This window comes from Zobellia galactanivorans (assembly GCF_000973105.1).
Taxonomy (GTDB): domain Bacteria; phylum Bacteroidota; class Bacteroidia; order Flavobacteriales; family Flavobacteriaceae; genus Zobellia; species Zobellia galactanivorans.
The window spans coordinates 600143-622049 of sequence record NC_015844.1; the positions used below are offsets into that span (position 1 = coordinate 600143).

The 21907-nt window shown below is 43.5% G+C and carries 16 protein-coding genes; 10 read left to right on the plus strand and 6 right to left on the minus strand.

The genetic code is table 11. The features are described 5' to 3' along the window. Positions 1-6: 6 nt before the first annotated feature. Positions 7-759, plus strand: coding sequence for a C40 family peptidase (locus tag ZOBGAL_RS02145; RefSeq protein WP_013991849.1), 753 nt, complete (start codon positions 7-9; stop codon positions 757-759). 375 nt (positions 760-1134) lie between these two features. Here ZOBGAL_RS02145 and ZOBGAL_RS02150 read toward each other — a convergent pair whose 3' ends face one another. Both ZOBGAL_RS02150 and gyrA read right to left on the minus strand, forming a co-directional pair. Next, on the minus strand, positions 1135-2397 hold the full coding sequence (locus ZOBGAL_RS02150; RefSeq protein ID WP_013991850.1) for a tetratricopeptide repeat protein: 1263 nt from the start codon (positions 2395-2397) through the stop codon (positions 1135-1137). Between the two features lie 43 nt (positions 2398-2440). Next, complete coding sequence (gyrA, locus tag ZOBGAL_RS02155) at positions 2441-4981, minus strand: DNA gyrase subunit A (protein ID WP_013991851.1); 2541 nt, start codon at positions 4979-4981, stop codon at positions 2441-2443. A 259-nt stretch (positions 4982-5240) separates the two neighbouring features. Here gyrA and ZOBGAL_RS02160 point away from each other — a divergent pair, with 259 nt between their 5' ends. Beyond that, positions 5241-7787 (plus strand): ATP-dependent Clp protease ATP-binding subunit, encoded by a 2547-nt coding sequence (locus ZOBGAL_RS02160; protein WP_013991852.1) that lies wholly within the window; start codon positions 5241-5243, stop codon positions 7785-7787. Between the two features lie 202 nt (positions 7788-7989). After that, the gene (locus tag ZOBGAL_RS02165) at positions 7990-8391 is read left to right on the plus strand and encodes a hypothetical protein (protein ID WP_013991853.1); all 402 of its coding nucleotides are present in this window, start codon (positions 7990-7992) and stop codon (positions 8389-8391) included. 75 nt (positions 8392-8466) lie between these two features. Here ZOBGAL_RS02165 and ZOBGAL_RS02170 read toward each other — a convergent pair whose 3' ends face one another. Then, positions 8467-10020 carry a bifunctional ADP-dependent NAD(P)H-hydrate dehydratase/NAD(P)H-hydrate epimerase gene (locus ZOBGAL_RS02170; RefSeq protein WP_013991854.1) on the minus strand — a complete coding sequence of 518 codons (1554 nt, stop codon included), beginning with the start codon at positions 10018-10020 and terminating at the stop codon, positions 8467-8469. 377 nt (positions 10021-10397) lie between these two features. Here ZOBGAL_RS02170 and thrA point away from each other — a divergent pair, with 377 nt between their 5' ends. From thrA to thrC, 3 genes are read left to right on the plus strand one after another with little or no spacing between them, the layout of a single operon-like run. Further along, entirely contained in the window at positions 10398-12842 is a 2445-nt protein-coding gene (thrA, locus tag ZOBGAL_RS02175) for a bifunctional aspartate kinase/homoserine dehydrogenase I (protein ID WP_013991855.1), read from the plus strand. Between the two features lie 2 nt (positions 12843-12844). Then, positions 12845-13768 carry a homoserine kinase gene (locus ZOBGAL_RS02180; RefSeq protein WP_013991856.1) on the plus strand — a complete coding sequence of 308 codons (924 nt, stop codon included), beginning with the start codon at positions 12845-12847 and terminating at the stop codon, positions 13766-13768. Continuing rightward, positions 13768-15063 carry a threonine synthase gene (gene thrC, locus ZOBGAL_RS02185; RefSeq protein WP_013991857.1) on the plus strand — a complete coding sequence of 432 codons (1296 nt, stop codon included), beginning with the start codon at positions 13768-13770 and terminating at the stop codon, positions 15061-15063. Before ZOBGAL_RS02180 ends, thrC begins: the two co-directional genes overlap by 1 nt. Before the next feature lie 36 nt (positions 15064-15099). Here the strand turns inward: thrC and ZOBGAL_RS02190 are convergent, their stop codons facing one another. Continuing rightward, on the minus strand, positions 15100-16716 hold the full coding sequence (locus ZOBGAL_RS02190; RefSeq protein WP_046287709.1) for an aminopeptidase P family protein: 1617 nt from the start codon (positions 16714-16716) through the stop codon (positions 15100-15102). A gap of 142 nt (positions 16717-16858) precedes the next feature. Here ZOBGAL_RS02190 and gcvT point away from each other — a divergent pair, with 142 nt between their 5' ends. The 4 genes from gcvT to ZOBGAL_RS02210 all read left to right on the plus strand — a co-directional run bounded on the left by gcvT (position 16859) and on the right by ZOBGAL_RS02210 (position 20043). Next, positions 16859-17944: a glycine cleavage system aminomethyltransferase GcvT gene (gene gcvT, locus ZOBGAL_RS02195; RefSeq protein WP_013991859.1), complete on the plus strand. Its 1086-nt coding sequence runs from the start codon at positions 16859-16861 to the stop codon at positions 17942-17944. Between the two features lie 32 nt (positions 17945-17976). Further along, positions 17977-18804, plus strand: coding sequence for a sugar nucleotide-binding protein (locus tag ZOBGAL_RS02200; RefSeq protein WP_013991860.1), 828 nt, complete (start codon positions 17977-17979; stop codon positions 18802-18804). A 90-nt stretch (positions 18805-18894) separates the two neighbouring features. Continuing rightward, positions 18895-19182: a 4a-hydroxytetrahydrobiopterin dehydratase gene (locus ZOBGAL_RS02205; protein ID WP_013991861.1), complete on the plus strand. Its 288-nt coding sequence runs from the start codon at positions 18895-18897 to the stop codon at positions 19180-19182. 150 nt (positions 19183-19332) lie between these two features. Then, positions 19333-20043, plus strand: coding sequence for a YebC/PmpR family DNA-binding transcriptional regulator (locus tag ZOBGAL_RS02210; RefSeq protein ID WP_013991862.1), 711 nt, complete (start codon positions 19333-19335; stop codon positions 20041-20043). A gap of 116 nt (positions 20044-20159) precedes the next feature. Here ZOBGAL_RS02210 and ZOBGAL_RS02215 read toward each other — a convergent pair whose 3' ends face one another. Both ZOBGAL_RS02215 and ZOBGAL_RS02220 read right to left on the minus strand, forming a co-directional pair. Then, a complete protein-coding gene (locus ZOBGAL_RS02215) occupies positions 20160-20699 on the minus strand; it encodes a 1-acyl-sn-glycerol-3-phosphate acyltransferase (protein ID WP_013991863.1) in 540 nt (179 codons plus the stop codon). A gap of 78 nt (positions 20700-20777) precedes the next feature. Next, positions 20778-21905 (minus strand): iron-containing alcohol dehydrogenase family protein, encoded by a 1128-nt coding sequence (locus ZOBGAL_RS02220; RefSeq protein ID WP_013991864.1) that lies wholly within the window; start codon positions 21903-21905, stop codon positions 20778-20780. Between the last annotated feature and the right edge of the window lie 2 nt (positions 21906-21907).

Consider the following 21907-nt stretch of genomic DNA (forward strand, 5'->3'; position numbering starts at 1 on the left):
AGTCTTATGCAATACGGAATTTGTCCCCTAAGTATAGTCTCCGTTCGCGCAAATGCCGATGAAACCTCAGAAATGGTTTCACAATTGGTCTATGGCGAACACTTCAAAGTCTTAGAACGAAGAAAAGCATGGAGCCGCATTCGTGTGGCCTTTGATAAATTTGAAGGATGGGTGAGCAATCATCAGATGACCTTGATCTCGGAAGAGACCTATAACCATATAGAATCTTCAGACAAGGTAGGCTACAGTTCCGACCTGATCTCCTTTGTAGAAACCGAAAACTCAGTCCTGCTACCGGTCATCCTTGGTTCGTCTACCGGCAATTGTGCGGTACTCTCCCATACCTTCGACGGTAAATCTACCGGTCAACAAAAAGACAAAACCCAACTCATACAAACCGCCTTGCTCTACCTCAACGCCCCTTATCTTTGGGGCGGAAAAACCCCCTTCGGCATAGATGCGGCCGGGTTTACCCAAATGGTCTATAAAATCAATGGTTATCGCTTATTGCGAAAGGCCGACCAGCAAGCCAAACAAGGAAACCCCCTAAGCTTTATCGAAGAAACCGAAGCGGGCGATCTGGCGTTTTTCGACAATTCCGATGGCGAGATCTACCATGTAGGCATTATCATGGAAAACAATTATATCATTCACGTAGACGGAAAGGTCCGTATAGACCGTATCGACCACACCGGAATTTTCAATGCGGAGAACGGTAGCTACTCCCACAAACTAAGGGTCATTAAAAAGATCATCTAGCCTTTTCCTATACTAAAGAATCGGATTTTCTAGCGCGAAATTACCTCAGAGGAACAACCTCTTCGCTCTTTGGGGTTTTGCACCTCCTAGTTTCAACAGCCCTATCGGTCGACTGATGAAGATCTATCTACTGGATTACACCTTTTCCATAAAACGAGAGGTCGTTATTACAAAAGTCTAACAGACAACCTTTATCTTAAAATACCTGCTTCTCCCCCATTTTAGGAATCGACCATAAAAATGAACCTAATCCTATTTCACCCCCCTTCCCGTTACATAGATCGACACACTCCCCATTCCCAAGAAAACTTTGTAAACAAAAAATCCCCCAAGGAAATTCCTTGGGGGATTTTAGATATTGTATCGCTTCAACGATTACTCGCCAAGAATCTTTTTGATTCTCATGAAGTTTTCATTGTCACCCATAGCTCCATAGATATTTTTCAATTGGGTCAAAATACCTTGGTTATCAGGATTAGTTTTTAAAGCGTCTTCCAAGATGTTAGCTCCTTCTTTAAAAAGCTGATCTTTTTTCTCTTTCAATTCGTCGTAACGAGCGATATCCTTCTTAGAGTTACCCAATGAGTTCATCTCATCGATAAGACCGTTACCCTCGTTTACATAGGTTGTAGAAAGGTTCAATTGAGCGTTGGTATAACCAGGATTGATTTCCAATGCCTTTTTGTACGAAGCCCTTGCTTCTTCCAAGTTACCTTGCTCCATGTTGATTACACCTATGTTGTAGTGCAAATCTGGATTATCGGGAGCCACAGCTGCCGCTTCGGCCATCAATTCCTTAAACCTGTCCTTATCACCCATCTTGTAGTATAGGTTGGCCTCGTTCAAGATCAAGTTCACATCTTTGGGATCGTTGGCCCTTGCCACTTTGTAAGCTTCCAATGCTTTATCGTCTTGACCCAACTGAGTATAGATCAAAGCGGTGTTTTTAACGATTTCAGCCTTTTTAGATGGTGTTTTTTCATCTTTGGGATCTTTGTAAGTTCCAGATTTTACCATTAGGTCTCTCTGGGTCTTGTCCATTTCCTCTTCCTGACCGGTCTCTACATTTGTAGCTTTGTAGACAACACCGCTACCATCGTATCCTATCTCCTGAAGCTCGTTGTAATACTTCAAGGCCTCTTCGTAGTGACCTCCGTTTACAGCGCTACTGGCCGCATAATAAAGGTAAGAGGTATCCTTAGGGCTAATTTTATAGCTGGTATACAATTTCTCGGCAGCTTCCTTGAATTTCTTGTTACCGTTATCCTCAACCGCAGAGTTGACCAAATCGGCACTCAAGGCCGACATATGCTGCTGGGTTTCGGCAGAATATTTTTTCTTTCCGCTTTCCTCCTCGATCTTCAAGACTTTTTGAAAGGCATCGGCCGCTTTTTGAAAAGCACTGCCATCACCTTTTTTAGCCAAATCGGCATAAGCCTTACCACTTACGAAGTAGTATTGGGCCTGTAATTTTACATCGGCTCCGGAGATAGATCCAGAAACCGCTTCAAGGGCACTTTTAGCAGATGCTGCATCGCCGGCCTTCATCGCCTTTTCGGCTGCTTTTATTTCGTTCTTCTGTGCGAATCCCGCCATGCAAAAACAAAGGCTCGCAACTATTAAAAATCTACGTTTCATTTTCAATTTAATTAAGTATTAGCGTTATAATTATAGTTCAAATCTATTCTTCTGTTGTTTCTCCCCCTCCATCATTATCAAGAGCCGTGCCACCTTCTTCTGCATCTACGTCGATATCAAGGACATCGCTTTCCGAAAGATCATCTTCATCCTTCATTACTTTGGCCACGGCGGCAATGGAATCATTGCCCTTCAGGTTGATGAGACGCACCCCTTGGGTAGCCCTACCCATAACACGTAGGTCTTCAACACTCATACGAATGGCTATACCCGACTTGTTAATGATCATTAGGTCATCTGAATCTGAAACGTTCTTTATAGCTACAAGGCCTCCGGTTTTTTCCGTAATGGAAATGGTCTTGACCCCCTTACCACCTCTGTTGGTGATTCGGTAATCATCAATATTCGACCGTTTTCCGTAACCGTTCTCGGAAACGACCAAGATATTGTCTTCCATATCGTGTACGGATACCATACCGATAACCTCGTCTTTATCGTCTGCCAAGGTTATACCACGCACCCCTGAAGCATTTCTACCCATTGGGCGAGTCTTGCTTTCTTCAAAACGGATGGCTTTACCTGATTTCAAACCAAGGAAGATCTGACTGGTTCCCGTAGTCAATTTTGCTTCTAGCAACTCATCGTCTTCACGAATACCGATAGCATTAATACCATTTTGTCGTGGGCGCGAGTATTGCTCCAAGCTCGTTTTCTTGACCACACCTTTCTTGGTGGCCATGATCACATAATGACTGTTTACGTATTCTTCGTCCTTAAGGTCTTGTGTACAAATAAAGGCCTTGACGTTATCATCTTGTTCTATATTGATAAGGTTCTGTATAGCCCTACCTTTTGAAGTCCTGCTTCCTTCCGGAATTTCATAGACACGCATCCAGAAACATTTTCCTTTCTGGGTAAAGAAGAGCATGTATTGGTGATTGGTTCCCACGAAGAGGTATTCCAAGAAATCCTCATTCCTCGTAGAGGAAGCCTTTTGACCAACACCGCCCCTATTTTGTGTTTTATATTCGGAAACGGGTGTTCTCTTAATATATCCGGCATGCGAAATGGTAATAACCACTTGCTCATCAGGAATCATATCTTCGATACTCAAATCCCCTCCGGCCAAATTGATTTCGGAACGACGCTCATCACCATACTTGTCCTTTATCTCAAGAAGTTCTTCTTTGATGATTTCCATTCTTCGCTCTTTTCTGGCCAAGATATCCTTAAGGTCCGCTATGGTCTCAAGAATTTCTTCGTATTCTGAGCGTAATTTATCCTGCTCAAGACCCGTTAACTGACGGAGTCTCATTTCAACGATTGCCTTTGCCTGTATTTCGGTCAGCTTAAAGCGTTCCATCAGGTTGGTCCTGGCTTCATCCGCATTGGACGATGCCCTGATAATGGCAATTACCTCATCGATATTATCGGAAGCAATGATCAAGCCCTCTAAGATGTGGGCACGATCTTCCGCTTTTTTAAGTTCAAACTTGGTTCGCCTTACCACCACTTCGTGACGGTGCTCGACGAAATAATGGATCATTTCCTTTACGTTCAGCAACCTAGGCCTACCGTTTACCAGTGCAATATTGTTGACACTGAAGGAAGATTGCAATGCCGTGTATTTGTACAATGTATTAAGTACGATATTAGGAATAGCATCACGTTTTAAAATATAAACGATACGCATTCCGTTTCTATCGGACTCATCACGGATACTCGATATTCCATCGATTTTCTTTTCGTTGATCAAATCGGCCGTTTTCTTGATCATATCGGCCTTGTTGATCTGGTAAGGTATTTCGGTTACGATAATACACTCCCTACCCTGAACCTCTTCAACAATGGCCTTGGCCCTGATCTTGATCCTTCCCCTTCCGGTATGAAAGGCTTCCTTTACCCCATCATAACCGTAAATGACACCACCGGTAGGAAAATCGGGGGCCTTGATATGGGTCATGATCTCATCGACCTCTATATCGTTGTTTTCAATATAGGCCACCGTACCATCTACCACTTCCGAAAGGTTGTGGGGAGGCATATTGGTAGCCATACCTACGGCAATACCCGAAGCACCGTTCACCAAAAGATTGGGCACTCGCGTAGGAAGCACTGTAGGCTCTTGTAAAGAATCATCAAAGTTCAACTGATGGTCGACGGTATCCTTATCGATATCCGCCAACATGTCATCGGCTATTTTTCGCATTCTGGCCTCGGTATAACGCATTGCCGCAGGGCTATCGCCATCTACCGATCCAAAGTTACCCTGCCCATCTACGAGCATGTAACGCAAACTCCACTCCTGGGCCATACGCACCATAGAGTCATATACCGATGTATCACCGTGAGGGTGGTACTTACCCAGAACCTCACCCACGATACGCGCAGATTTTTTGTGTGCGCTAGAGGAACGAACCCCTAGTTCGTACATCCCGTAAAGAACCCTTCTGTGAACCGGTTTTAGACCGTCCCTGACATCAGGTAAAGCACGTGACACAATGACCGACATCGAGTAGTCGATGTAAGCAGATTTCATTTCCTCTTCAATGTTAATCGGAATCAATTTTTCTCCTTCTGCCATTTTTAAATCCTAGAATTATTTTAGTTAAAAAAAACATGCCAATATACATAAAATGATAGCCTTTAAAGCACATACCGCCTTCTTTATTAAATAATTTATCAACACTTTTTACAAGACCCAAGCCTACAGCTTGATTTACCGCTTATCCCCAAGACCTGCCCATTTTTTCTTATTTAAGAATACTTTCTCTAATATTAGGTACACTATTTGCGTTAGATTGGTATAGTTTTACTAATTTTATAGATGAAAGGATAATTTTATGGATGATAATTTTTCACCGAGGGTAAAAGACGTAATTGCTTACAGCAAAGAAGAAGCGCTGCGGTTGGGCCATGATTTCATTGGTACCGAGCACTTGATGCTGGGGCTTTTGCGGGATGGTAACGGCAAGGCAATTAGCATTCTTGACGCTATGGAGGTGGATTTAGATCACCTCAGGCGAAAGGTCGAAATTCTCAGCCCCTCCAATCCAAACCCGAACAACTTACAAAAAGATAAAAAGAACTTGCACTTGACGAGACAGGCGGAGCGTGCCCTAAAAACCACATTTTTAGAAGCCAAGCTTTTCCAGAGCTCCTCGATCAATACGGCCCATTTGCTATTGTGCATTCTAAGGAACGAAAATGACCCCACCACGAAACTGCTTCACAAGTTGAAAGTAGATTACGACGGTGTAAAGGAACAGTTTAAATTTATGATTACAAGCGACGACGATATTGTAGACGCCCCAACTTCCGAATCGTTTCCGAGCGATAGCGACGACAACGAAGGAAAAGAAGGAAGTTTTGGCACTACGGCAGGACCAAAAGGAAACAAAAAATCAAAAACCCCCGTACTGGACAACTTTGGCCGCGACCTTACACTCATGGCCGAGGAAAACAAGCTAGACCCCGTTGTGGGAAGGGACAAGGAAATTGAACGTGTTTCCCAAATACTAAGTAGAAGAAAGAAAAACAACCCGCTTTTGATCGGAGAGCCCGGTGTTGGTAAAAGTGCCATTGCCGAAGGCTTGGCCTTAAGGATCATCAACAAAAAGGTTTCCCGTATCCTATACAACAAAAGGGTGGTGACCCTTGATCTGGCGTCTTTGGTAGCCGGCACAAAATACCGTGGCCAGTTCGAAGAGCGCATGAAGGCGGTAATGAACGAACTTGAAAAGAATGACGATGTCATCCTTTTCATTGACGAGATACACACCATTGTAGGTGCAGGCGGTGCTACGGGCAGTTTAGATGCCTCCAACATGTTCAAACCGGCATTGGCCCGGGGCGAAATCCAATGTATAGGTGCCACTACCCTAGATGAGTACCGACAGTACATTGAAAAAGACGGGGCGCTCGAAAGACGCTTTCAAAAGGTAATCGTTGAACCGACTACGGTTGAGGAAACCATTGAAATTCTTCACAACATCAAAGGGAAATACGAAGACCACCATAACGTAAACTACACTGACGAAGCTATCATAGCCTGTGTTAAGCTTACGAACCGTTATATGACGGACCGATTCTTACCGGACAAGGCCATTGATGCCCTTGACGAAGCAGGTTCTCGCGTCCATATCGTTAACATGGATGTACCCAAGCAGATCCTTGAACTCGAAAAACAACTTGAAGATGTTCGCGAGCTAAAGAACAGCGTGGTCAAAAAACAGAAATACGAAGAGGCCGCTAAATTGCGCGATGACGAGAAACGTCTTGAAAAAGACTTGGCTACCGCTCAAGAAAAATGGGAAGAAGACAGTAAGCTTCATAAAGAAACGGTAACGGAAGACAATGTGGCCGACGTGGTTTCCATGATGAGCGGCATACCCGTAAACCGAATTGCACAAACGGAAAGCAACAAACTTGCCGAACTGCCCAACTTGATCAAATCAAACGTAATCGGTCAAGACGAGGCGGTAGCAAAAGTAGCCAAGGCCATTCAAAGAAACCGGGCCGGACTGAAAGATCCGAACAAGCCTATTGGTTCGTTCATCTTCCTAGGTCAGACCGGGGTAGGCAAAACCCAATTGGCCAAAGTACTGGCCAAGGAACTTTTTGACTCTGAAGATGCCTTGATTCGTATCGATATGAGCGAATACATGGAAAAATTCGCCATTTCCCGATTGGTAGGAGCACCTCCAGGATATGTAGGCTACGAAGAAGGCGGTCAGTTGACCGAAAAGGTAAGACGCAAGCCTTACTCCGTTATTCTTCTAGATGAAGTAGAAAAAGCACATCCCGATGTATTCAATATGTTGCTACAAGTGCTAGACGACGGCTACCTTACCGATAGTTTGGGCAGAAAAATTGATTTTAGAAACTCTATTATCATTATGACCTCAAACATTGGCGCGAGAAAACTAAAAGATTTCGGACAAGGTATCGGCTTCGGCACATCGGCCATGAAGTCCCAAGAAGACAGTCACCAAAAGAGTGTTATAGAAGGTGCCCTTAAAAAGGCCTTCGCACCCGAATTCTTGAACAGGATCGACGATGTGATCGTATTTAATGCACTTGAAAGAGAAGACATCCACAAAATCATAGATATTGAACTTAAAAAGCTTTTTGCTAGAATTAAGGATATCGGCTACGATTTAAAATTAACCGATAAAGCCAAAGACTACATTGCCGACAAGGGTTTTGATAAACAATATGGCGCCAGACCTTTAAAAAGGGCTATTCAAAAATATATTGAAGATGCACTGGCCGAAGAGATCGTAAACTCAAAACTTGAAGATGGCGATAGTATTATCATGGACCTCGACGAGAAAAAAGAGGAACTTACCATAGAAATCAAAAAAGCGGAAAAGTCTTCGAATACCTAATTTTTACCGCCATAAATTCTATCAAGGGAGCCTATTATATGGGCTCCCTTTTTTCTTTTACAAAGAATTAGACCCCAAGAACCCAGTACAATAAAGCTTCAACAACAGCACTATAAACGATATTTACGCTTTTAATCTATTATTTTTCTCAATAGATAACGATACATCTACATTCGTCACAGGACATTATAATAAATTTAAAATGAAAGTGAGGCGACCAAAAAAGACTGTTATAGTCAGGGAGTATCAATTAGATGTTGGAAAAATACAAGTTTACGAAAACCATATGGTTTCGCTGTTCGATGAAGGCGCTACACTCACTTTAGAAAGAGTATATCAAATCATAGGCATTTCAGAAATTCATTTCAGGGATAAAAACTTCGGCTACATCAGCCTAAGGAAAAAATCGTATGCCGTAGACCCAACTATATATACGTATCTACGTCAATTGGACAACCTGAAGGCATTTGCCATAGTATCGGTAAAGGAAATAGACATGCATAATTTCAAGATCGAAAAGCTATTCTATAAAAAACCCATGAAATTCTTTATTGAATATGACAATGCGGTAGCTTGGGTAAAGCGTCGCGCAAAAGCTAAATAGTACACCTATCAATTGGTATAAAAAAACTCAAGATTTTAAAAATCTTGAGTTTTTTTATGTCTATGAAACATTTCCTTATTCTTGGGCCGTATCGTTTTCGTTCGGCCGAGGCCTATTTTCAGGTACGGCAAACAAGTCGATAAAGGCCGCACCGATACTTTCGGCAACCGCACTAGCGGTCAATGCCTGATATCCCGTTTTTTCAACGGCTATATCCCCTGCCCTTCCATGTAGGTACACCCCAAAAACAGCGGCGTTAAGCGGATTGTATCCCTGAGCTATAAGTCCCGTTACCATACCGGTCAACAGGTCCCCCGTTCCACCGGTTCCCATACCTGGGTTCCCAGTAGTGTTGATATATCCCTTTTCATCATAGAGGGTAATGGTATGCGAGCCTTTGATCACCAAAACACAGTCGTATTTCTTTGAAAATGCTTTTGCCTTATCCAATTTATCAAAATCATCCTTCCAAGTACCGATCAACCTTTCCAATTCTTTTGGATGGGGGGTCAATACGCTTTGCGCGGGGATTTTATCCAACAAATGCCTGTTTTCTGCAAGTATGTTCAAGGCATCGGCATCAATTACCAAGGGTTTTTTATTGCTATTCAAAAAATCATCGAGAGCCTGCACACTACGTTTATCTTTCCCCATTCCAACACCGATACCGATTACCGTTGGGTCAATATCAAACTCGATTTTAGATATAACTTCTTCATCGACATCGGTTATGACCATAGCTTCGGGGAAATTCGTCTGCAGGGGCACATAGCCACATTTGGGAACATAGGCCGTTACCAAGCCGCTACCTGCATACAAACATGCCTTAGAAGCCAAATGCACCGCACCGACCTTACCATAGCTTCCCCCGACAATAAGTCCGTGTCCATGACTTCCCTTATGCGAAAATTTTTCCCTGGGGATATAGACGGGAAGCATTTCGTTCTTCCCTATCAACTCATAATCCGTTTCCGTATTCGTTAAGAATTCGGGATCAATACCAATATCCAAAACCTCCCATTGCTCGGTAAAGACACCAGTTTCAGGCAAGAAAAACACCAATTTCGGCACTTGAAAACTTAAGGTATGGTTCGCCCTTATCACCGCATTTTCGTCGTGGGGCACCTTATCGGTGAACAATCCTGACGGAATATCAACAGAAAGCACAAAGGCTTCCGATTGCCGGATATGGTCGAACAATTTTACCACCCAAGTATCGGGAGCACGGTTCAGGCCAATACCAAAAATGGCATCCACCACAATATCATCCCGCCCTATTTCAGGCAAAACGGAGCTTTCCTCCAAAAACTCGGGCCATACTTTCCGGTCTTTCAAACGGTCTAGGTTCACTAAAAAATCATCGGACCGTTTCTTGCTATAATTCACAACGTACACCTCAATATTATAACCGTGTTCTAGTAAGTGCCTCGACAGTGCAATGCCGTCTCCCCCATTATTACCAATACCACAGAAGAGGTGAATTTTGACCGGGGCGCCCTGAATTCTATAGTGCAACCAATTGAAAAGTTGAACAGCAACGCCTTCCATCAATTCATCACTGCTTATACCGTTCTTTTTTATCGTAGCCTTATCGGCTTCATAGATTTGTTTTGCTGAGAAAATTTTCATGTATACGATTGTAGAATTATCTGGTTGTTAAGTATGTATATGGTTTCCACTTGTTAGCTCGCCGCTCAAACAATGATGCAATAGCTATAATTTTATGCAAAAATCTCACAAAATTTTCAATAATGTAAGTAATTAACATTATGGCCCAATAACTAGCAACAAAAATTTGATTAAGAGTCCAAAAGTACTACTTTTGATGCTTTCATTTTTACAATGTACCAGCATATCGCAAACATATCAACTGAACTTTTCTTCACGACCAATGGTTCTATCAACACATTTGGCACCACCACCCCTTTGGGGTAGGCAAAAACATATCAGTTCGTTATCGCGTTATTTCGCACCCAATCTATTTTTAAGAGTTAATTTCCTCTAACATGAAAGTTTTAAAATTCGGCGGCACATCCGTAGCCAACGCCTCCAACATATCATTAGTAAAAAATATCGTATCCCAATCAGATGCCAAAAAAACTATTGTTGTGGTATCTGCTTTCGGTGGTGTTACCGACCTCTTGCTCAATGCGGCACAACAAGCCTCTGCCCAAGACCAAGGTTATAAATCTATTTTAAAAGAAATCGAAGACCGACACTTGGATACGGCCAAATCACTTATTCACGTAAGCGCCCAAAGCAAGGTACTAAGCAAGGTCAAAAGTGAAATCAACACTTTAGAAACCCTACTCGAAGGTGCTTTTCTCATTGGGGAAATCACTCCTCGTCTTTCCGATAAGATCGTAAGCTACGGGGAACTTCTATCGTCTTATATCATCAACGAATATTTTATTCAAGAGGATTTAAATTCCGCTTATATCGATAGCAGGGAACTGATCAAGACCAATGACATAAACGGTAAGGCCGCGGTCAATTTCGACCTGACCAATGACAACTGCGTAAAGTTCTTCGATAAAGACGACCACCAAGTCATTGTTATGGGAGGTTTTATCGCTTCCTCGGAAAACGGCAACTCTACCACCTTAGGCCGTGGAGGTTCAGATTATACGGCCGCTATTGTAGCTGCGGCCATCAATGCCCAGTTCTTGGAAATATGGACGGATGTTAGCGGTATGTTTACGGCCAACCCAAAAATCGTAAAACAGGCCAAGGCCATTCCGCACATATCGTACGAAGAAGCCATGGAGCTATCGCATTTTGGCGCCAAGGTCTTATACCCCCCAACCATTCAACCGGTATTGGCCAAAGGTATATCCATCGTAATTAAAAATACATTTGAACCCGATAATTCCGGAACCTTAATCACCAAGAACAAAAACGAAAAAGGCAAGACGGTGCGTGGTATCAGCCATGTAGAAAATATTGCCCTATTATCTCTTGAAGGTCCTGGAATGGTAGGTATTCCCGGTATATCAAAACGCTTCTTTGAAGTGCTTTCCCTATCAGAAATAAGCGTAGTGCTTATTACCCAGGCGTCTTCGGAACACTCTATCTGCGTAGGTGTTTCGGCCGATGATATCGACAGGGCCACCGAAGTGGTGAATACTGCTTTTGAATACGAAATAGAACGCGGAAAGATAAAGCCCGTAATTGCGGAAAAAAATTTGGCCATCATAGCACTGGTCGGCGACAATATGAAAAGCCATCAAGGCCTGAGCGGTAAAATGTTCAGCACTTTAGGCAAGAACAACGTAAACCTACGTGTCATTGCACAGGGCGCTTCGGAGCGGAACATTTCGGCCGTTATCAAGAAAGAAGACGTTAAAAAAGCCCTCAACGCCCTTCACGAAGAATTTTTTGAAGAAAACATCAAACAGCTCAACCTCTTCGTAATGGGTGTGGGTAACGTAGGATCTAAATTATTGAAGCAGATCTACCAACAAAAGAAGTTTTTAAAAGAAAACCTAAAATTGAACATACGCGTCATTGGCATGTCGAATTCGCGCACCATGGTTTTTGACGAAAACGGTATTCCCCTTAAAAATTGGGAAGCGGAACTGGCCGCCGGACAAAAGGCCGACAAGGTCGAGTTCATGAAAAAGGTCAACGAGCTCAATTACCGCAACAGCATTTTCGTAGATAATACGGCGAGCGAGGAAGTTTCCAAAACCTACAACGCCTATTTGGGCAACAGCATTTCGGTAGTTACCTGTAACAAGATCGCCTGTTCTTCGGCCTATGAAAATTACAAAGAACTAAAGTCGCTTGCGCGAACCTATAATGCTCCCTTCTTATTCGAGACCAATGTAGGGGCCGGACTTCCGATTATAGATACATTAAAACATTTGATCGCCTCGGGCGACAAAATCCTTAAGATACAAGCGGTTCTATCCGGAAGCCTGAACTTTGTTTTCAACAACTTCAACGACAAGACCACTTTTCACGATATCGTGAAACAAGCCCAGCAAGAAGGTTATACCGAACCGGATCCAAAGATAGATTTGAGCGGTGTTGATGTGATGCGAAAAATCTTGATCTTGGCCCGTGAAAGCGGAAACCAATTAGAGATCGGCGATATTGAAAACAAATCGTTCTTACCTCAAGAAAGCCTTGACACTACGAACAATGAAGATTTCTTCGCTTCGTTGATCAAGCATGAAGACGATTTTCAAAAGATGTACAAAGAGGCCCAAGACGCCGATAGCAAATTAAAGTATGTGGCCCAATTCGAAAACGGAAAAGCCAATGTAGGCCTTCAGGCCATACCTAAGGGACACGACTTTTACAACTTGGAAGGCAGTGACAATATCGTTCTTTTCTACACGGAACGCTACCCTAACCAGCCTATGATCATCAAAGGGGCCGGTGCAGGGGCCGACGTTACCGCCTCAGGCATTTTTGCCGATATCATTAGAATCGGAAATTTCTAATTATGGAAGAAATTAAAATATTCTGTCCGGCAACGATTGCCAATGTCTCCTGCGGATTTGATGTACTCGGTGTGGCCCTAGATAACGTTGGCGATACCATGGTGGTTCGAAAAACCTCGGAAAAAGGCATAAGGATCACTAAATTAGAAGGCCAAGACCTCCCCATGGAAACCGAGCGCAATGTGGCCGGTGTAGCAGGCTTGGCTCTTTTGGAAAAAGGCGACTACGAAGGTGGATTTGAAATCGAAATCCACAAAAAGATAAAGGCCGGAAGCGGAATCGGCAGCAGCGCAGCGAGTTCAACAGGGGCCGTTTGGGCCATGAACGAGCTATTGGGCAGGCCGTTTTCTACCCTTGAACTGGTTCAGTTTTCTATGGAAGGCGAACGGTTGGCAAGTGGCGTCGCCCATGCCGACAATGTAGCCCCGGCCCTATTTGGAGGCTTTACCCTGGTGCGCAGTTACGCCCCCTTGGACATTATACCTATTCACACGCCTTCCGAATTGTACGCTACGGTAATCCACCCACAAATAGAAGTAAAGACATCTGATTCGCGAAAAATACTGAAAACCAATATCACCTTGGCCGACGGCATTAAGCAGTGGGGCAACGTAGGCGGGCTCATAGCCGGCCTATTCACTGAAGATTACGACCTCATCGGACGTTCCTTGGTCGACCATATCGTCGAGCCCATCCGCTCCATATTGATTCCCGGTTTTGACCAAGTAAAAAGCGAAGCTTTAAATGCAGGTGCCCTAGGTTGCGGCATATCGGGTTCCGGGCCTTCTATTTTTGCGTTCAGCAAAGGTGAAGCTATGGCAAACGAAGTTGCGGCCGCCATGAAAAATGTATACAAGAACATTGGTATCGATTACGATGTTCACGTCTCTAAAATTAACCGTGAAGGAATAAAGACCCTACAGTAATGAATTTTTATAGCCTAAATAAAAAAGCCCCCGAAGTTTCGTTTAAAGATGCGGTAATCAAAGGAATCGCTCCCGATAAAGGACTGTATTTTCCTGAGCGGATAGAGCCCCTTCCCGCGCGTTTCTTTGAACATATCGAAGATTTGACCGATCATGAAATTGCATTCAATGCCATTCACCAATTTGTATCCGATGAAATTCCCAACGACAGGCTCCGCGAAATTATTGCCAAGGTCCTTGACTTTGACTTTCCGGTAGTTGAAATTGAGGAAAACGTATCGACCTTAGAACTTTTTCACGGTCCCACCATGGCCTTTAAAGATGTCGGCGCACGCTTTATGGCCAATTGCCTTGGCTATTTTTCAGAAGGGGAAAAGCAAGATGTAACCGTATTGGTAGCCACTTCAGGTGACACCGGTGGCGCCGTTGCCAATGGTTTTTTAGGCGTGGAAGGCGTTCGTGTGGTCATTCTCTACCCGAACGGAAAAGTAAGCGATATTCAAGAACGACAGCTGACCACCTTGGGCCAGAATATAACCGCCCTTAGAGTAGACGGCACCTTTGACGACTGTCAAAAAATGGTAAAGACCGCTTTCTTAGACGGAGACCTTCTGGAAAAAATGCAATTGACATCGGCCAATTCCATCAATGTGGCGCGCTGGCTGCCCCAATTGTTCTATTTTTTGTTTGCCTATAAACAAGCGAAAGCAAAGGGAAAGGAAATCGTTTTCTCCATCCCCAGCGGTAACTTCGGAAACATCTGTGCCGGTATGGTAGCCCAACGTCTAGGCATGCCCGTAAAACACTTTATTGCCGCCACCAATGTTAACGACACCGTGCCCGAGTTCATGAGAACGAAGGAATACACCCCAAAACCCTCTACACCAACCATCTCAAATGCCATGGATGTGGGCGACCCAAGTAATTTCATTCGCATCAGACATTTGTACCAAGATAATTTTGAAGCGTTACAGAAAAACCTCTCTTCGTACGCCTTCTCCGATGCGGAAACCAGGGAAACCATGAAAAAAGTATACACTAAAAGCGGCTATATTACCGACCCCCATGGGGCTGTCGGTTATTTAGGGTTGAAGAAATACCAAGAAACGCATCCCGATTGTTACGGTATCTTTTTAGAGACCGCACATCCCGTAAAATTTTTGGATGTGGTGGAAGACACCATCGGTCGGTCGGTCGATATTCCCGAACAGATCAAACAGGTAATGGACAAAGAAAAGAAGTCCATTTCCATAAAGGAATACGACGAGCTCAAACAGTATCTATTGAACCGCTAATAAAAAAGCCCCTAAATAATTTTAGGGGCTTTTTTATTAGTTCAACTTCGGAAGCTCAAATTTGTCCAACGGACTCGGTTGCTTCATAACTTTTTCTATGTCCTCTGCCTTTCTAGGCGCCATGGCCGATAGGTTTACCGGCCCGTCTTTCGTTATTAGGATATCATCTTCTATCCGTACCGCTATACCCCACCATTTTTCATCACAAGCACTTCCTTCGGGAATATAGATACCCGGCTCTACCGTAATTACCGTATTTTCCTGAAAAGGTCTATAGGTTCCGGCATCATGTACATCTAAACCTAAATAATGCGAAGTACCATGGGGAAAATAAACACGGGCCTCTTCTTCCTTTTTGATTATACCCAGTTTCATCAGACCTTCGGTAACCACTTTACTCGCGGCTTGCCCCGGGGCCTGGAAGGGGGCACCGACCACACTGGCCTTAATACCCGCTTCCTGAGCTTCATATACAATATCGTATATCTGTTTTTGTTCCTTGGTAAACTTTCCGTTAGCCGGTATGGTTCGGGTAACATCGGCCGTGTAGCCCCGGTATTCGGCGCCTAGATCCATCAACACCAAATCATTGCCTACCTGAGGTTTGTTGTTTTCTATGTAATGCAAAATACACCCATTATTGCCTCCTCCTACAATAGAAGGATACCCTTCGTATTCCGCACCGTATTTCTTATAGACATATTCGTGCACCCCTTGGATTTCGGTTTCCGACATGTTCGGGTGCATGGCCTTCATCACCTCTACCTGCCCCACTGCCGAAATCTCTATGGCTTTTTTCAAGAGCGCCATTTCTTCCTCAAGTTTGGTCTCGCGTAAAGTCGCCATAATCTCGCCCAGCGTAGAGGAATCCAAATTATGGGCATCGAGCTTTAGGGAAACCTTTTGCTTTATTTCATTTCGCAACTTATCGTCCCCGGCATTTACAAATCCACTTAAAAGTTCATCTTCCTGCAACTTTTCGTCCCGGTTCAAATAACGCCCCAAAACTTGGGCCACATTGGCACTGTTCTCAACATCCGTAGCGGTAATCATCGAATAAAACCGCTCTTTTGAGCCATCGTAATCGGCCGGATAATTGGTTTTTTCCTTGAAGGTTTGTATCAAATCGAAGAGATCCGCCCCGTCCCTTGAATCGCGATAATCGTTCTTAAAATCAAAGAACAGCACCTTATCGAACTTTTGAAAGTCGACGGCCACTTGTTTGAACGCACTACCGTTATAGACCGATTTGAAACCCAATTTACTTTTAGCCCCTTCTATTCCCAGACGTTTTCCGTTCCATTGCTCGGCCCTCGGGTCACGCTCCTGTACATAAAGTGTCTCATTGTACACTTCTCCATTGGCATCTTTTTGATCTTCCGAAAAAATAAGCAAGACCGAGTTCGGCTCCTTATAGCCTGTCAGGTAATAAAAATTGGGGTCTTGATGGTAGACATAATCTACATCATTGGCACGATTTCTAACGGCGTTGGCAAAAAAAACGGCCACACTATTGGCGGGCATCATTTTTCGGACCGCTTCCCTTCTGTTCTTGTGAAAATCGGCCGAAAGGAAATCGGAAGGTTCGTCTTGGGCCATGCTGGACAAAGGAGCCATACATATCGCTACCATTACATAAAGTAGTCTTACCATTTTGTATTTTTTAGAGGTTTGATCTTTTCGCATTGAAACAATGCTTGGGGTAATTTACAAAGATTATGCAAAACATATCAAACCGCAATTATACAATAGTTAAATATTTCAATAGCTTTGTAAGCCTAAATAAAGAAGTACGATGAAAAATACTGCGTTGACCCAGACCCATGAAGCCTTAGGTGCAAAAATGGTACCCTTTGCCGGATACAATATGCCTGTTTCTTATGAAGGCATAAATGTAGAACACGAGACCGTTCGCAAAGGTGTGGGTGTTTTTGATGTTTCCCATATGGGAGAGTTTTTGATCGAGGGCCCGAAAGCCCTAGACCTTATTCAAAAAGTATCGTCTAACGATGCCTCTAAACTTACCCTTGGAAAAGCACAATACAGCTGCCTCCCGAATGAAACAGGTGGTATTGTCGATGATCTTATCGTATATCGCATAAAGGAAGAAACCTACCTTTTGGTAGTCAACGCTTCGAACATTGAAAAAGACTGGGCACATATATCAAAATACAATGAAGAAATAGGCGCTACCATGCGCAATATTTCTGACGAATTTTCACTTTTGGCCATCCAAGGGCCCAAAGCTGTTGAAGCGATGCAATCGCTGACATCGGTCGATTTGGCCAGCATCAAGTTCTACAATTTTGTGGTAGGCGATTTTGCGGGAATCGACAATGTCATTATTTCGGCTACCGGTTATACCGGATCGGGCGGATTCGAAATCTATTGCAAGAACAGCGAGGTACAACAAGTATGGGACATGGTTTTTGAAGCAGGAGCCGCCTACGACATCAAACCCATAGGTCTTGCCGCTCGTGACACCCTACGTCTTGAAATGGGCTATTGCCTATATGGTAACGATATTGACGACAGCACCTCTCCGTTTGAAGCCGGATTGGGTTGGATCACCAAGTTCACCAAAGATTTTGTAAACAGCGAAGCCTTGGCCAAAATAAAGGCGCATGCCCCAGAACGCAAGTTGATCGGATTTGAACTTGACGAAAGAGGGATACCAAGACAGGGGTACGACATAGTGGACGGACAAGGAAAGACCATTGGGATTGTAACCTCCGGTACCATGTCCCCTTCGTTGGGCAAGGGTATAGGCCTAGGTTACGTTCCTAGCGTATTTGCGGAAGCAGGCAGTAAAATACACATTCAAATCAGAAAAAATGCGGTACCGGCCACTATTGTAAAGCCGCCTTTTTACAAAGGATAAGCGGCACAGACACATAAGAGAGAGGGAGAAAGATGGACGATGGAAGTAAAAAAATTCTCATTTTAGGAGCCAGTGGTTTTTTGGGCAATGCCATATACAAAGAGCTATGCAACTATTTTGACACCTACGGCACGTATAATTCGGCCAGACGATCATTTGAAGGCAACAAACAGTTCTTCAAATACAATATGGAAGAGGATGACGTTCATGAAATTCTGGAAAAGGTAGGCCCAAAAGTAATCGTATCGGCCGTCAGGGGAAATTTTGCCTCGCAAATCGTGGCCCATCGGCACCTTGTCGAATACGTAAAGGAAAACGATTGTTGCCTATACTTCCTCTCTTCTGCCAATGTGTTTGACGCCTATAGCAAATACCCTTCCTACGAGCACGACAAAACGCTTTCGGAGAGTGTATACGGACGATTGAAGATCAAAATCGAAAATATGCTCCTTAGGCTTCCCCAAAAAAAAATGGGCATACTGCGTATACCCATGGTTTTCGGAAATAGTTCTCCACGGGTAAAGGATATCAAAAAATATATTTGGGACAATGCGCCTGTTGAAGTTTTTCCCAATCTGGTCTTGAACGTAACCAACGACGACAAACTCACCCAACAGATCCATTACCTCATCAACAGAAATAAAAGAGGTATCTTTCATCTTGGCAGTAACGACCTTGTGCACCACGAAGATTTCACAAAGGAAATCGTAGAGCGCATCGGTGATTTCACCCCGATCTACAAGCGGGTATTCACCACTAACGACGAACGATATCTCGCCGTATTGCCCCGAGACAACAAACTCCCTAAAAACCTACAGTTTAGCTATCAAGATATCATAGACCACCATGTGATGCGCTAGAACTCACAATAAGGGTATTTTTTACCCCCGAAGAAATTTGAAATGATTAATTTCAGGTTTTCGTAACCACGCAAATACAGCAACACACCTATGAAAAAATTATCTGAACAAGAAATCGAGAGCCAACTTGCCAAGCTTGACGGTTGGGATTACGCCAATGGCGCCATTGAAACCTCGTTCGAATTCAAGGACTTCAAAGAAACTTTTTCGGTAATGACGCGTATTGCCTTTGAATGCGAGGCCCAAGGGCACCACCCCGACTGGAGCAACGTTTACAATTCATTGCACATTCGACTGAACACCCACGATGTAGGGGGCCTTACGGAAAAAGATTTTAAGTTGGCGCATAGCATTGAAGCGATTATTGAAAGTGAATAAAAGGTAGCCCTATTTGACAAAATAATATTCCTGTACGGTTCAAAAACGCCCCTTATACAAACTTCTTTTGAAATGGTGAGGGCCAAGTACTTGCACCCGTTGTCAATTTTATTAAATTTGCTACCTTCAACAAATATTTAGTTACAGATTATGGGAAGAGCTTTTGAGTTTCGAAAAGCACGTAAAATGAAGCGATGGTCAGCTATGTCAAAGGCCTTTACTCGCATTGGAAAGGATATTGTAATAGCTGTAAAAGAAGGAGGACCGGATCCGGACTCCAATTCAAGACTTAGGGCGGTCATCCAGAACGCCAAGTCGGTAAACATGCCCAAGGACAATATTGAGCGCGCCATTAAAAGAGCCTCCGATAAGAGTCTAGGCGATTACAAAGAAGTATTGTTCGAAGGTTACGCACCCCATGGTATAGCCATCCTCATCGAGACCGCTACCGATAACAACACCCGAACCGTTGCCAATATCAGAAGCTATTTCAATAAATGTGATGGAAGTTTGGGCACATCGGGTTCTGTAGAATTTATGTTTGACCACACATGCAATTTCAGGATTCCTGCAGAAGGCATCGATCCCGAAGAACTGGAACTGGAACTTATTGATTTTGGAGCGGAAGAGGTTTTTGTAGATGATGACGGTATTTTGATCTACGCCCCTTTTGAAAGCTTTGGAGCCATTCAAAAAGAACTGGAAAACAGGGAGATTGAAATCTTATCCTCCGGATTCGAGCGCATTCCACAAGTGACCAAGCAGCTTTCAGAGGAAGAAGCTGCCGATGTCGAGAAGCTTTTAGAAAAAATAGAGGAAGACGACGATGTTCAGAACGTCTACCATACAATGCAAGAATAGCATTCGATAACGAAAGTTATTTCACATATTAAAAAAGCGGTCCGATAGGCCGCTTTTTTAATAGGGTAAACCTAAGTTTGTATGATGCGAAAAAAACTTTTCTTCCTTAGCACACCTTATGGCTGCCGTGGTATCTTTCCGACCACACCTTTAAAGAAGTCTTCATAAACCTTAAAATCGGCGTCTTTATCATCGGTAGTATACAAAGGTTCTGAAATCTTGACCTGTTTTTTACCAAAATCAAAGGCCACCAGCACAACGGGCACTTGGGCTCCTTTGGCGATATAATAAAACCCGGTTTTCCATTTATCCACTTTTTTCCGGGTACCTTCAGGAGCAATGGTCAATCTAAATTTCTTCCGCTCTTGGAATACCTTTACTGTGGCCGAAACCATATCGTTATTCTTACTACGATCAATGGGCTCTCCTCCCAACTTCCTAAATATAAAACCGAAAGGAAAGGCAAAGAGACTTTTTTTACCGACAAAATTGATAGGTTCATTCCATATTTTCCGTATCAACAAACCGAGAAAAAAATCGACATAACTGGTATGTGGAACAACGGCGATGACAAACTTGTCTAAATGACCTGGAAATGTACCGACCATCTTCCAGCCCATCAGCTTGAAATAAATAAAACGGGCCAATCTTTGCATAGAGGAAACTTTAAATTAAAGAAAAATACGGATAGGCATCAAAATGCCATGACCACTTTCCCTTAAGCGGCAGGAAAGTTATATTTTTTCATAAATAGACCTCAACTTTTCAGGAGTAATGGTTTCCCGCCAGTTCTTACCTAAGGCGTTTTCCCATAAGGGAACCATATTCATGGCAACGGAAATCATTGTCTCAAAATCGGCATCACTTAGGTTGGCACAAACCCCTTGCGGCAATGCTATATCGTGCTTTTGCCTCATTTCGTGAAAAAGGGCCACGCCTTCAGGATAAAACTCCTCCAAGTGTTGAAACACCAAACAATTGCCAATACCATGTTTAACCCCCAACAAATAGCCGAGACCGTAACTCATCGCATGGGCTACACCCACCTGTGAATAGGCTATGCTCATACCCCCGTGCCATGATGCCATCATTAATTTATCACGCGATTCTTCAGGGGATAAACTCCCTAAATAGACTTCTTTACAGAGTTCCAAGGCCTTTTCGCCATAACTTTGGCTAAAGGCGTTCAGGTAAGTTCCCGTCAATGACTCGATACAGTGGATATAACAATCCATACCCGTATAGAACCACTGCTCTTTGCTGACCCCTTGGGTCAAATCGGGATCTAAAAGCACTTGGTCAAAAGTGGTATGATCGGAATTGATTCCTAATTTCTTTTCGGGCCCCAAGAGTACGGTAGTTCTAGAAACCTCGGCACCCGTACCGCTTATGGTAGGTATTCCGGCATGGAAAACGGCAGGTTTATGAACCAAATCCCAACCTTGATAGTCAGAAGAACTACCGTTGTTCGTTAGCAAGATGGCCACGGCCTTTGCCAAGTCAAGCAATGTTCCGCCACCGATTCCGACGATACCGGAAGGCAATTCCCCGAATTCGGCCTTGATTTTATCGACCAAGACATCTACCTGGGTCGTTTTCGGCTCTTCTTCCGCCGAAATAAAAATAATCTGATCATTAAAAATTAAAGGGATTCTTTTGGCCAATTCGGTATTCTCAAAAACATCATCGACCAAAAAAATAAACGGTGCTTCGGAATGCTTCCTTCTCGGCATTAAAATAGCTCCCAATTGATCAAAACTCCCCCTTCCGAATACCACCCTGGGTACCATTGGAAAATTCTTATATTCAGTATTCACATTAATTGTTTCGGGCTTACGCCCCATATCTTTTTTAACCTCCATAG